Here is a 13897-nt window from a genome sequence, read left to right as displayed (position 1 = left end):
GTTAACCTGATTTCACGATGCTTTCCACGTGCGCTCGCTTCCTGACCACCGCCTGCGGCCTCTGTTGCTGCGGCGAGTGTTGTTAGGCGAGCAGCCACGTCCCTCGGATAGCACCGGCTGAGACCCTGGTGCGGCGCGAGGGAAGCCTCGTGCCGTCCCACCTGAGCGCCAAGCCGTGCAACGGGAGCGTCCTGACGCCCCTCCGTGGACGCGCTCGAACCCAGCCGGAGTGCCCCCGTGTCCATTGCCCGAATCGAGCCGCATGACGACTTCCTGCGCGTCCACTTCTCCGCCGGAGAAGGCCCGCGCCACGCCGACTTCCACTGGTTCTGGCTGCGTCACAACTCCGAGTTCGACCGGCACCCCCTCACCCACGAGCGCATCGTCTGCTCCTCCGAGCTGCCACTCGAACTCCACCCCCGGCTCGTGCGGCTCTCCGAGGACGCGGCCGCCCTCGACATCGACTGGGGCGACCGCTCCGACGGACAGGTGAGCCGCTATGCCTCCGACTGGCTGCGGGCCCACGCCTACGCGCCCGAGCGCGTCCCCGCGCCAGCGCCTCCCTCCGACAGCAGCTCCATCACCGTGAACGCCGCGCACCTCGACGAGCCCCTCGGACGTTTCGCCCTGCGAACGCTCCAGCGCACCGGCGCCGTCGTCGTGCGGGGCTTCGGTACCGACACGGAAGCCCTCATCGAGCTCATCCGCAGCGAGGGGCTCTCCGTCATCGAGACACACTTCGGGCGCATCGAGGACCTGCGGACCGACAACACGACCAACCGCAACACCGATCAGCTCGGGTACACGGACAGCGCCATCCAGCTCCACACGGACCAGCCGTTCCTCGACCGACCGCCGCGCTACCAGCTCCTGCATTGCCAGCAGCCCGCGAACACGGGGGGCGACAACGCTGTGGTGGACGCGCTCGCGGCGGCGCACCACCTCGCCGACCTGGACCGCCCCGCCTTCGAGCTGCTGCGCACGGTGCCGGTGACCTTCCACCGCAAGCAGAAGTCCTTCGAGCGCGTGCTCGTCTCCCCCATCCTGGACTTCGACGCGCCCGGCGGCTTCCGCATCCGCTACAGCTACTTCACCCTCGCCCCCCACCGCCGGCCCTTCGCCGAGATGGAGGCGTGGTACCGCGCCTACAACCGCTTCGCGAAGCTCGTCCGGGACGAGCGCCACCAGTACCGGCTGCGCCTCGAGGCCGGCGACTTCCTCCTCTATGACAACTGGCGCATGCTCCACGCGCGCACGGCCTTCACCGGCTCCCGCTGGTTGCGCGGCGTGTACTTCGACGCGGCGTAGGACGCTCGGGTCGTCACCTCCCCGGGACCCCAAGGTCCCCGCCCGTGTGCCTGGGAGCGGGCAATCGGGAGGGACGCCTGCCGAGAGAGCGGCCTGGCACCCGTCAGGGGACCTCCTCCGCCTCCATGCACCCGCCCGACACCCGCCGGGAGGCCCCCCTCTGGCTGCTTCTCTCTCGCTCTTGGAGAGCGTAAGGGCGATAGTACCGAGCCCATTATGAGCAAGCAGCCAGCTGACCTGATTCCCGCGCCCGAGGCACGCCGTGTGTCTCCGAACTTCATCACGGAGATCATCGACGCGGACCTGAAATCCGGGCGGCACACGCGCATCGTCACGCGCTTCCCGCCGGAGCCGAACGGTTACGCGCACCTCGGACACGCGTTCGCCAGCTACCTGGACTTCATGACCGCGCAGGACTACGGCGGCGTCTGCCACCTGCGCATGGATGACACCAACCCCGAGGGGGAGACGCAGGAGTACGCGGACAGCATCATCCGCGACATGCAGTGGCTGGGCTGGGACACCTCGCGCCTGTTCTACGCCTCGGACTACTACGAGCAGCTCCATGACTTCGCGGTGCAGCTCATCCGCAAGGGCCTCGCGTACGTGGAGAGCGTCAGCGGCGAGGAGATGGCCCGCCTGCGCGGCACGGTGGATCAGCCGGGCACGCCCAGCCCGTACCGCAACCGGAGCGTCGAGGAGAACCTGGAGTTGTTCCGCCGCATGCGCGCCGGAGAGTTCAAGAACGGCGAGCACGCGCTGCGCGCGAAGATCGACCTGGCCAACCCGAACTTCAAGCTGCGCGACCCGGTGCTGTACCGCATCCTGCACGCGCCCCACTACCGGACCGGGAACAAGTGGTGCATCTACCCGATGTACGACTTCGCGCATCCCATCAGCGACGCGCTCGAGGGCATCACGCACAGCATGTGCAGCCTGGAGTTCATCGATAACCGGGCCATCTACGACTGGCTGATGGACAACCTGTTCTCCGACAAGGAGACGGGCCGGACGGCGCCGCGCCAGCACGAGTTCGGGCGGCGCAGCATGGAGTACACCGTCGTCAGCAAGCGCAAGCTGCGCCGGCTGGTGCGTGAGGGCGTCGTGAAGGGCTGGGACGACCCGCGCATGCCGACCATCAGCGCAATGCGCCGGCGCGGCGTGACGCCCGAGTCGGTGCGGGCCTTCGCGTCTCAGATTGGCGTGAGCCGCACCAACCGCACCGTGGACCTGGCGCTCTTCGAGAACGCCGTGCGCGACGACCTGAACCTCCGCGCGCCCCGCGTGATGGCCGTGACGCGCCCGCTCAAGGTCGTCATCCTGAACCTGGACGCGGAGCGCACGCTGAGCCTCCCGTACTGGCCGCAGCAGGACGAGAGCAGCGCCGACGGGAAGGTGCCGCTGCCCACCGGGGAGCGCGTGTCGCCCGAGAAGGCGGTGCGCGAGGTGCCGCTCACGCGCGAGCTCGTCATCGAGCACGACGACTTCAGCGCCAACCCGCCCAAGGGCTTCAAGCGGCTCACGCCGGGCGGGACGGTGCGCTTGCGCGGCGCGGGCATCATCCGCTGCGACGAGGTCATCACCGGCGCGAACGGCGAGCCCACGGAGCTGCGCGTCACGCTGCTGGGCGAGGACGCCAAGGCCGGCGGCGTCATCCACTGGGTGAGCGCCACGCGCGGCGTGAGCGCCGAGTTCCGCATGGTCGACCGGCTCTTCACGGTGCCGGAGCCCGACAGCGAGGCGCAGCAGTTCGACCCGGAGCAGCCCGGTCACGAGGACGACACGCAGCCGATCAACACGGACTTCATGCGCTTCGTGAACCCAAACAGCCTGGTGGTGACGCGCGGGCTGGTGGAGCCGAGCGTCGCGAAGAACCCGGCCAGTGCCCGCTACCAGTTCGAGCGCGCCGGGTACTTCTGGCGTGACCCCGTGGACAGCCGCGAAGACGCGCTGGTGTTCAACCGCATCATCACCCTGAAGGACACCTGGGGGAAGAAGGCGGAGAGCGCGGAGCCGAAGGCAGAGAGCAAGCCCCGCACCGAGAAGAAGCCCGCAGCGGAGGCTCCCGCCCAGGCGCCTGTCCGTCCGGCACTCACCGGTGAGCAGGAGGCCACGGCCACGCGCCTGCGCCAGCACGGTGTCACCGAGAACGACGCGTCCCTGCTCGCCCGAGAGCCGCAGCTCGCCGCGTACCTGGAGGGCGCGGGCGGCAAGCAGCTCGCAGACATCGCGCCCTGGGTCGTGAACGATCTGGCCACGCCCATCCGCGAGGGCACCAACCGCGTGGGCGTGGAGGCCCTCGCGGCTCTGGTCGCGTTGGTGGCCGAGGGCAGCATCAGCGCCCGCATCGCCAAGGACGTGCTCGCGGAGGCGCAGACGTCTGGCGAGGCGCCCGCGAGCATCGTGGAACGCAAGGGCCTGCGCGTCGTCAGCGACGAGGGGCAGCTGCGCGCCGCCATCCAGGGCGTCATGGACGCCAACCCCGCGAAGGTCGCGGAGTACCGGGGCGGAAAGAAGGGCCTCACCGGGTTCTTCACCGGCCAGGTCATGCGCGCCACCAACGGCCAGGCGGACCCGAAGGCCGTCGCGCGACTCCTGAGCGAGATGCTCGGTTAGGCGGTTAGGCGAGATCTGGTGGGGCGTCCCCCGGCGCTCCACCAGAATGCCAAGCCGGTCACATGCCGTGACGCCATGCAGAACGACTCATCCCCCGTCGTCGTTGATGACTCCCTCTGGCCCCTGCTCATCGTCCAGATACAAGGCACGATCCCGCCCACACGCTTCGAGGAGTACCTCGCGCAGCGGCTCACCTACCTGCAGCGCCCGGAGAAGCACGTCACCCTCTTCGACATGCGGTACGCGCCCATGCTCTCCTCCGAGCTCCGCCATCTTCAGGCGGAGTGGCTGAAGCAGCACGCGACCCTGCTCGATACCCAGATGCTGGGCTACGCCATGGTCATCACCTCACCGCTCCTGCGGTTGATGATGTCCACCTTCCTCAAGATCCGGCCGCGCAATGCGCCCTACGTCGTCACGCCCCGCCTGGACGACGCGGCACGCTGGTGCCTCAACATGCTCGAGGAGTCCGGTAGCCACCCTCCCGCCGAGCGCATCAGGGCTCACTTCGGGCTGAATCCTCAATGATGCACTCGAAGAGTCCTCCGCACCCGCTCCTGGTTTCGCTGCTGGCCTGTCTTGCTTGTTCGTCAATCAGGCCCGCCGATCCCCACATCTGGAGGCCCACTCCCGGACATGGAGCAGAGAGCATCCCGGGGCCCCTGAAGAACTTCGGGTCGTTCGACTCGTTCTCAGACGCGTTGAAAGCGGCCTGCCCGCTGATCCTCTCGAAGCCGCACGCAACCGTCGTCCACCTCCAGGAGAGGGACCCCGAGCTCGCCCTGCGAGTCTCCACTGAATACTGCGCTTGGCTCTACTACACCCCAGAGCACAAGTACGAATTGAGCATGCTGACGGACGTGCCAGCACCAGGAAGCGCTCTGAAAGGGGAAGCAACCTGCCTGCTTCCTCCGAACATCGACGATCCTCGATACGCGCCGAGCAGCATCAAGTACATCATCCTCCTCCACAACCATCCCTTCGCGAGCGAGATCTCCAAACCGGACGTCTACTTCGCCATTGCCATGGCGAATGCACATGCACTGACTGTAGAGGCGGGAGGTAGAACAATCCCTCTCTCCGTTGTCGCGTTCTTCTCGAACTCGAAGGACAGCCAGAATTCCACCTGTGATGGCTTCTATCAGTACATTCCGGCGACCAGCGAATTGCAGAAGTGGACCAACACAAGCGGCGACTGGAAGGGCAAGAGAATTGGGATGGTCAACTGGATCAACGATACGGAGTTCACCATCACGAAGGAATAGCACCTCCCACCAGAACTATTTCGAGGACGCTGTATGAAGATGCAAAGGTTTTCTCTCGTGATCGCCGTCTCACTCCTGGGGTGCGGGTACCTGCGGAACCTGTTTCCGCACCGAGCGCCGCTGGAAGACGATGAATCCATCGTTTTTCCACAATTCTTCGAACGTGTTCCTGTCAAGGTCGGTGCGCAAGGCGAGACATATGAGATGGACGGCGAGATGCTCCGGGCCCTTGTCATTGCCTCCAATGACTATCTTCCCTCAAACGGCAGGGACATACCTTGTCTAAGCAGGAAGGAAGCGCAGTTCTACCGGGTCATCCGCCAGGGAAGCATCATCTTTGTCTTGATCAACTGGAACTACGCGTATTGCGGCTACCAATACCCACCAGGGCTGGGCTCGGGCATGATGTACGCCATCAGTGCAGACGGCCGCATTCTCCGACGCCTAGTGGAGGGCCAGCCCTCGGGACCCATCGAGCCGGAAACGCCAGATGACGGAGGCCGATGGATCAGAGCCGAACCCGGCGTCTCCCTGACATTCGACACCATCTGGAACCCGCCACAGGACGGTGGAACTGCTCCCTCAAACCCACAATCCCCGCCTGTTCCGTCTCCGGCCACAGATGGCGGAGTTCCCTTCACGGGTGAGGACGCCTCTGGAGGAGACTCAGTCTGGAGGTAGCGCGGGTCGCGGGGGAGCATGGCGGCGAGCGGCATGGCCCCATCAACGCCCGCTCCGCCAGAAAAGCTCTACGCGGTACCATCGCGACTCATGCAGACCAAGGCAGCGCCCCCCATCGCGTTCCTCCAGGGACGGAGCACCCTCGCCCTCATCGAGGCGTACTTCGAACTCAACCACCTCAAGCAGCTCTACCGGCAGGGCTGGCTGCGCGTGGGCCTCGCGCGGGAGCGCTGTGAGAGTGTCGCCGAGCACTCCTTCGGCGTGGCGCTGCTGAGCCTGTTCCTCGCCGACAGCTACTTCCCCGAGGCGGACGCCTCGAAAGTGGTACGCATCGCACTCCTGCATGACCTGGGCGAGGCCTATGTCGGGGACATCACGCCCCATGACAAGGTGAGCCGCGAGGAGAAGCTCCAGCGCGAGCAACAGGCCGTGGAGCGAATCCTCGCCAAGCTGCCGCGCGGCGCCGAGTACCTCGCGCTGTGGGAGGAGTACGAGCACGGCACCTCCTTCGAGGCCCGGCTGGTGCGCCAGGTGGACCGGCTGGAGATGGGCCTCCAGGCCACCATCTACGAACACCAGGGCGCGGGGGACCTCTCGCAGTTCTTCGCCTCGGTGCACAAGGCGCTGGAGACCCCCGAGCTGAAGGCGGTGCTCGCCGAGTTGGAGAAGCTCCGGCCCGGTGCTTGAGACAGCGGTGTGGCCGCCTGGCCACCGTCCCTCCAGGTTTCCGTGAGCGGAGTGGATTCCAGGATTCCCGGGCCGGGCGTATTCTGGGGACATGCCGGTGGGCGCAGCGAGAGACGAGGCCGAGGCGGCACCCGCCTCCATCGAAGCGGAGACACCACCACGCGCCGGTACGCCTCCCTCAGCCCTCACCCCGCGCGCGCTCGTGCTCGGCAGCCTCATTGGCGCGCTCATGTGTCTGTCCAACCTCTACGTGGGGTTGAAGACAGGCCTGGCTTTCCCCGCGGCCCTCATCGCCTGCGTCGTCGGGCTCGGCGTCCAGCGGTCCCTCCTGCGGCTGAGCGCCTCGCGCTTCGGACCCCTCCTCAGCCTCCAGGAGACGAGCGCCATGCAGTCCGCGGCCTCCTCCGCGGGCTACTCCACCGGCGGCACCATCGTCACCGCCAGCGTGGCCTGGCTGCTGCTCGCCGGCCAGCATCCCCCCGTCTGGGCGCTCCTCGCGTGGACGCTCCTCAGCTCGGCGCTCGGCGTTGTCCTCGCTCTGCCCATGCAGCGCGCCTTCATCCGCCATGAACCTCTCCCCTTCCCCTCGGGAATGGCCGCGGCCTCCGTGGCGCGCTCGCTGCACGCGGGCGATGCCTCGGGCCGCCAGGGAGCACGGGCACTCGGAGTGGGAGCGCTCGGGGCGGGGCTCGTGGCGCTCGCGCGTGATGGCTTTCAACTGATTCCCGTGGCGCTCTCCCTGCCAGGTGCCCTGCTCGGCGTGCCGCTGTCGGAGCTGACCTTCTCCGTGGAGCTGATGCTCCTGCCGCTAGGCACCGGCGCCATCGTGGGCGTGCGTACCGGGGCCTCGCTGCTGCTCGGTGCGCTCGTGTGCTTCGGAGGCTTCGCTCCCTGGTTGCTCGCGCGAGGAGACATCGCGGAGACGGGCTATTACGGCATCATCAAGTGGAGCATGTGGCCGGGCGCGGCGCTGGTGATGAGCGCCTCCTTCACCCACCTGGCGCTCCAACGCGGGCTGCTGCGGCGCACGTTCGGCTCGCTGCTTGGTGCACGTCGCGCCCCCGGCGAGCTACCTGAAGCGGCGGACGTCCCCCGCTCGTGGTTCCTCTCCGGGGTGGCGCTGCTCACCCTCGGGCTCGTCACGGTGGGCGCGGTGGCCTTCGGCATTCCCTTCCCGCTCGGGTTGCTGGGAGTGCTGCTCTCCTTCGCGCTCGCGGCGGTGGCGTGCCGGGCAACGGGGGAGACGGACATGACCCCCTCGGGGACACTGGGCCATGTGGCGCAGCTCGCCTTCGGCGGCCTCATGCCGGGCAACGTGCTGGCCAACACCGTGGCGGCGAGCCTCTCCGGCAACATCGCCGCTTCCAGCGCGGACCTGCTCACCGACGTGAAGGCAGGCTCCCTGCTCGGCGTCGCTCCCCGGCAGACATTCCTCGCCCAGCTCTGGGGCTGCCTCGTCGGCTCGGCCCTCATCGTCCCTGTCTTCTACCTGCTGGTGCCAGACACCTCGGCCATCTCCGAGGAGCGCTTCCCCGCCCCTCCAGGCTTCATCGTGGCCGCGGTGGCGCGAGTGCTCTCCTCAGGCCTGAGCGGCCTGAATGAGGCCGCGCGCTGGGGTGCCCTCGTGGGCGCACTCCTGGGCGTGACGCTCGTCCTCCTGGAGCGCTTCGCTCCCGAGCCGGCCCGACGCTTCATCCCCTCCCCCATCGGCCTGGGAATCGCCTTCGTACTGCCGGCCTCTACCTCGCTGTCTGTCTTCCTGGGCGCGGTGGCCGCGGCGCTCCTGGCCCGCTCGAGGCCAGCACTCGCGGACGCCGCCACGGTACCACTGGCCTCGGGACTCATCGTGGGCGAGAGCCTGGTGAGCCTGGCCGTCCTGCTCGTCCTCAGCGCATCCTCTTGAACGTATGCGCTGTCCCACCTGCCACCGCCGGCTCACTCCCGCTACAGCTTGTCCCCTCGATGGGCCGTGTGCGCCGGAAACACCTCTCCACCAGGAGGAGACCGGAGCACCCTCGCGCGCCCCGAAGGGCTACACGCTCGGTGAGCTGCTCGGGGCGGGCGGCGCGGGGCAGGTGTACGCCGCGCACCGTGAAGCGGATGGCCGGACGGTCGCGCTCAAGCTCGGCGGCCCCGGCACTCGGGAACGCTTCGCGCGTGAAGCCGAGGCCCTGCGCCGCCTGGCTGCGCCGGACGTCCCCACCTTCATCGAAGCGAGCGAGGTGGAGGAGCGGCCCTTCCTCGCCATGGAGCGACTGGAAGGCGAGACACTGGCCGCGTGGATGGCGCGCCAGCCCGGCAACGGAGCCGTGCGACGGGAGGAGGCACTCAGGCTAGCAAGACAGGTGGGCGAGGTACTCGGCCGCGTCCACGCCGCGGGGCTCGTCCACCGAGACTTGAAGCCGGAGAACGTCTTCCTCCGCACCGGAGGCACGGTGGCCCTCCTGGACTTCGGCCTCGCCCGGCACTCCGAGGGAGCGGAGACACTCGGGCTGACCCAGGCCGGACAGAGGCTCGGCACCGTGCACTACATGGCGCCAGAGCAGTTCCAAGACGCGCGTTACGCGGATGCGCGCGCGGACGTCTATGCGCTCGGCGTCCTTCTCTTCGAGCTGCTCACGGGCCGACCTCCCTTCGTCGGAGAGGCCCCAGAGGTGGTGCGGGGGCACCTCTCCCTCCGGCCTCCACGTCCCTCGTCGCTCACCGCCATACCGCCCGAGCTGGAGGCGCTCCTGCTCCGCTGTCTCGCCAAGGAGCCCCCAGCTCGCTTCACGGATGGAGCCGCGCTGGCCCAGGCCCTGCGCGAGGAGGAGGAGGTGCTCGCCCGGGGTGAGGCGCATCCTGCCGTGCATGCCCCCGCCGCAGTTCCCTCCGCCGGGCCGGCCACCTCCAGCCTCCGCCGCGTCGCGCTCCTCGGTGTCGGGCTGCGCGCCACGGCCCGTGCGGTGCTCGAGCGCGTCTCGCCTGAGGGAGGAGCCCTGGGAAGGCTCCAGGGTGAAGGCTGCATCGTCACCTTTCACGAGCACCCCTCCGCTGCGGTGGGCCTGCGCGCAGCGGCTCGGGCTGCTCGCGGTCTGCTGGGCGCGGGGCTGGTCCACGGAGCAGTGCTGCACGTCGCCGAGTTGCGGGTACGACCCGGCCGCTCGGGGACACGGCTCGCCGGTGCAGCGCTCGAGAAGCCAGAGGGCTGGTGGCAGGCCCACACCGAGCCCGCCCTGTACCTGACGGCAGAGGCCGCCGCGCTCCTCGCACCCCATGAGGTGCTCGCCGCCTCGGGCTCCGAACGCTTCACGCTCGCGGAGCACGCCACCTCTTCCGAGTTGGACGCGGCCTCGCGCCAAACGCCACATCCCTTGGTGGGCCGAGAGGAGCTTCTGGCGGAGCTGTCCGCCACCGCGCGTCAGGCCCTCACGGAACAAGTGCCCTGCCTCACCCTGCTGGAAGGCGAGCCGGGCCAGGGAAAGAGCCGCCTGATGGCCGCGCTCACGGAGGCGCTCGTCACCGGGCCGGTGCGTCTCCTGACGCTCCGGGCTCCAGCCCCGGACACCACCCAGGAGCCACTCTCCGTCCAGCTCGAGCGCGCACTCGAGGCGCTCGGGGCGCCACCGTATCCCGTGCCGGAGAGCGGTGAGGCCGCAGCGAGGCTCGGCATGCGGCTGAGGGCACTGGCCCGGAAACAACCCCTCGCGCTCCTCATCGACGATGCGCACCAGTCGGATGCCCTCTGTCTGGATGCCTTGGAGCGAGCCACGCTCGGTGGCGAGCCCCTGCCGCTCTGGGTCTGCCTTGCTGCACCGCCCGAGCTCCGAACGCTGCGGCCCCACCTGGGCGACCGCGCCGCGCGCACCACCCTGCACCTGGTACCGCCCCTGCCTTCCTCCGCCACACGGGCCCTGCTGCGCGAACTGCTGCACCCCGTGGAGTTCATCGCCGAGCCGGTGCTCGCGCACCTCGAGTCCCTCACCCAGGGCAATCCACTGGCGCTCGTCGAGCTGGTGCGCGCCCTTCGTGAGACGGGCGCCGTGAGGCCCGATGCACGGAGTGCCACCTGGGTGCTTGCTCCAGACGAACTGCCGCGCGAGGCCATCACCACTCCCTTTGAGCGCGTGGTGCACCGCGTCCGCTCCGCGCTGCCGCACACCTCGCGGCTACTGGCCTCGCTGTGCGCGGTGCTGGGCGAGTCGCTCTCGGCCGAGGACGTGGATGCGGCTCAGCGCGCGCTGGAGGGAGTAGAAGAGTCTCAGCGGGAGCTGGCGGCACTCGACGCGGGCATGGGCCTGGAGCGCCTCACACGCGCGGGTGTGCTCGAGGCCCAGGGCAACGGGCGCTACACCTTCCGCCACCGGCTGCTGCGCGACGCGCTGAAAGCGGACACCCCGCCGTCTCTCCTGCGCACCCTGCACCGGGCCGCTCTCCATTCCATGAGGGCGCGCGGCATCGCATCACCGGAAGCCACGGACATCCCCATGCCCCGGCTGCGGCGCCTGGCCGAGCACGCCGCCTCCTGCGGTGAGCACGACATCGCGAGCCGAGCCTTCCTCACTTTGGGAGAGCGCGCCCGGGCCGCTCATCAAGACGTGGAGGCAGAGCGGGCTTACAGTGCCGCGCTCGCACACCTGCCGGAGGAGTCCCACCCGCTGCGCGAGCAAGCCCTGGGCGGACGGGGTCGCGTGCGCAGCCGCACCCAGCGCTTCCGCGAGGCCATCGAGGACCTGACTGCCGCGCGAGCGCTCGCAGAGGCTCGGGGTGACGACGCGGCGGTAGTGGACCTGCTGCTCGCCGAGGCGACACTCCACGACTGGCTGGAGCGGCCGGAGGACTCCCAGCGCGCCGCCGAGCAGGCCTTCCTCCGGGAGGAGCGGCTGACCGACGAGCGGCTGCGGCTGCGGTGCGCGCTGGCCCGAGGCCGCAACCAGGCACGTGAGGGCCGGTGGCCCGAGGCGGTGGAGGTGCTCGCCCCCGCCGTCGCCGAGGCCGAGCGGCTGGACGACTTCGAGTCGGAGGCCATCGGTCGACTGGTACTCGGCGTAGCGCTCACCTTCCTGCAACGCGTGGACGAGGCGGCCGTGTGCCTCGAGGCCGTCATCTCCCGGGGCCGGGCGCGAGGAGACCTGCTGCACGTGGGCACGGCCCATACCAACCGCGTGCTGCTGTGGTTGAGGCAGCAGTCGGTGGAGCCGGCGTTGGAAGACCTGGCTCAGGCGGTGCGGTTAGCGCGCGAGTTGGGCCACGTGCAGCTCGAGCGATGGGCCTCCTTCAACTTCGCCGAGGTGCTGCACTGGAGCGGCCGAGGCCCGGAGGCCCTGCCCCATGCCCGGCGGGCCCAGGCCCTTGGAGAGCGATTCTTCAGCGATGCGCCGGTGGCACTGGATGCGGTGCTCGTCGCTCGCATCGCCGCCAACCTCGGTGAGTCCACCCTGGCGCGCGAGAGCCTCGCCTGGGTGGAGCGCCGCGTCCCGCCCGAGCGCCTGGCGCCAGTCACTCGCGTGCAGGTGCGCCTCGTTGAGCGGCTCCTCGCGCGCACCGGGCTACCCGCGGACCTGGACGAACTCGACGGTTGGCAGGCGATCCTCGACGAAGCCATGCCTGTTGCCTCGGACGACGAAGCGCTGGAGTTCCTCCTGCGCGCCCTCGACGCGGCACTCACCGCTGGAGAGCCCTCCCGGGCGCGGGCCTGGTGGGACGAGGCCCGTCAGCGAGCGGCCAGTGCCCCCATCTGGAGACCCCGGCTAGCAGCCCTGGAGCCCCGCCTCGGATGAGCTTCCGGGGAGTTGTGGACGGCTAGGACACAGCCGCGGCCGGAGGGGGACTCGCAGGACACAAGGCGTGACGCGCTCTAGGGTATTCTCCCGGCAAAAACCGTGGGCCCGGGAATTGCTGGAAGTGTCGTCACCTGGAGGAACCCATGCTCAATACGCTCAAGATTCCCTCTGTTGGCCGCCTGCTCGCGGCGCTCGCCCTGCTGGGGCTGACGTGGACGGGTGAGGCCCGCGCCGAGCTCGACGAGTCCGGCAATCAGATTCGCTGGGGCAACGGCATCCGGACGGAGGTGTTGAGCTCCAACGCGCTCACCACCCATGAGGAGGCCAGCATCCGAATGGTCTCGCGGGCGCTCAACAGCGTGACCTACGCAACCGACGATTTGCTGCGCTACCAACTCGAGGACCCGAACGCGCGCGAGGTCATGAAGTACGTCGCGTCGTGCGCGCTCGACAAGACGCAGAGCCTGGAGTGGAGCGACCGCTTCGGCCACACCCATACCTGGAAGGGAGAGCTGGGGCTGTGTCCCGAATGGGGCTGGGATGCCAGCGGCGCCTCGTTGACGTGCCAACGCTGGGTGTCGGCCTGCGTCCTGGCGCGCAACAACGCGTTTGGCTACCGGGTGCTGCTCTCGATGCGGGGCAACCACCCGGCTTCCGCGCTCACACCCCGCCCCTCGGTCATGACGGACACGAGCCTGCGCTTCACCCGAGTGCGCGTCCCGAGCACGTATTCCTGCTCCGCCTCGGAGATGGGAGTGACCCGGGAGTGTGGCTACGAGCGGGCGCAGGCGGAGCCGCATGAGCCGAAGCTGATGGGCAGCGTGGGCTACTGCTCTTCTCCCGGACTGCCTGTGGACCTGGGTGCTGGCGGCAAACCACCGGCGTCGTGCGACACCCAGCTTGGCCATATGCTCTCCGGGGACATGGTGCTCCGAGTGTGCGAGGGGCTCGGCGCGTGCGACGAGGACGCGGCGCTGGCGCAGTCCCAGGGCTCCTGCGGCACCATCTACCCCGGGGTGACTTTCACCTGCCCGAGGAGCAGGACGTTCAACGTGATGCTGGCCCCCTACAGCTCCAACACCAATTGGGGCTCAGTGGAGATCGGCACCCGGGCCCCCCTGGGCGGCAGCGTCAGCTATCCCGCTACCGAGGCGCAGGTCTTTCCCATCCGCGAAGGAGCCTTCTTCGGCAACCTCTTCGGCTCGGGAGCGGTGGCCAGCGGCATGAAGGTCTACGTCGACTCCGCCGGAGTCCTCCACCGCAAGCTGGCTCCCGTGCAGGGCTCCATCTACCCGAAGATGTACGCCTGCCATGACCCCAACTGGACCGATGGTGCCGCCTACAACACCGCCCGGTTGTGCGCTCGGCCCGGCATGAACTGCGTCGCCGCATCGCTCGGCGCCTGCAATGCCTGGCCCGCTTGTGAGCAGTCAGCCGGCGGCTACAGCACCTGCACCGGTGGGGATGGGGCCCGCTACTCGACCAGCATCACGACGTACCTCAACCGCGCCTGTGACGTCGTGCAGAACCCAGCGCTCTGCAAGACCGCCAACTCCTCCTATAAATAGAATCAGGGAG

9 protein-coding genes are annotated in these 13897 nt (G+C 68.9%); all 9 read left to right on the top strand.

The genetic code is table 11. The annotated features are described in order from the left end of the window. Positions 1-237: 237 nt before the first annotated feature. The 9 genes from OV287_RS03040 (at position 238) to OV287_RS03000 (ending at position 13887) form a co-directional block, all read left to right on the top strand. Entirely contained in the window at positions 238-1308 is a 1071-nt protein-coding gene (locus OV287_RS03040; protein WP_267532455.1) for a TauD/TfdA family dioxygenase, read from the top strand. A gap of 216 nt (positions 1309-1524) precedes the next feature. Further along, positions 1525-3924, top strand: coding sequence for a glutamine--tRNA ligase/YqeY domain fusion protein (locus OV287_RS03035; protein ID WP_267532454.1), 2400 nt, complete (start codon positions 1525-1527; stop codon positions 3922-3924). A gap of 75 nt (positions 3925-3999) precedes the next feature. Beyond that, complete coding sequence (locus OV287_RS03030) at positions 4000-4452, top strand: hypothetical protein (RefSeq protein ID WP_267532453.1); 453 nt, start codon at positions 4000-4002, stop codon at positions 4450-4452. Next, positions 4449-5189 carry a hypothetical protein gene (locus tag OV287_RS03025; RefSeq protein WP_267532452.1) on the top strand — a complete coding sequence of 247 codons (741 nt, stop codon included), beginning with the start codon at positions 4449-4451 and terminating at the stop codon, positions 5187-5189. The genes OV287_RS03030 and OV287_RS03025 overlap by 4 nt, the downstream gene beginning before the upstream one ends. Positions 5190-5222: 33 nt before the next feature. Continuing rightward, entirely contained in the window at positions 5223-5870 is a 648-nt protein-coding gene (locus tag OV287_RS03020; RefSeq protein WP_267532451.1) for a hypothetical protein, read from the top strand. A 90-nt stretch (positions 5871-5960) separates the two neighbouring features. Beyond that, complete coding sequence (locus OV287_RS03015; protein WP_267532450.1) at positions 5961-6557, top strand: HD domain-containing protein; 597 nt, start codon at positions 5961-5963, stop codon at positions 6555-6557. Positions 6558-6654: 97 nt separating this feature from the next. Next, positions 6655-8460 (top strand): OPT family oligopeptide transporter, encoded by a 1806-nt coding sequence (locus OV287_RS03010; RefSeq protein ID WP_267532449.1) that lies wholly within the window; start codon positions 6655-6657, stop codon positions 8458-8460. Positions 8461-8464: 4 nt separating this feature from the next. Beyond that, positions 8465-12316, top strand: coding sequence for a serine/threonine-protein kinase (locus OV287_RS03005; protein ID WP_267532448.1), 3852 nt, complete (start codon positions 8465-8467; stop codon positions 12314-12316). A 146-nt stretch (positions 12317-12462) separates the two neighbouring features. Then, complete coding sequence (locus OV287_RS03000; protein WP_267532447.1) at positions 12463-13887, top strand: hypothetical protein; 1425 nt, start codon at positions 12463-12465, stop codon at positions 13885-13887. The last annotated feature ends 10 nt before the right edge of the window (positions 13888-13897 follow it).

This window comes from Archangium lansingense (assembly GCF_026626635.1).
Classification (GTDB): domain Bacteria; phylum Myxococcota; class Myxococcia; order Myxococcales; family Myxococcaceae; genus Archangium; species Archangium lansingense.
The sequence above is the reverse complement of the archived record's forward strand: the minus strand, read 5'-3'. Positions and strand labels throughout refer to the sequence as shown.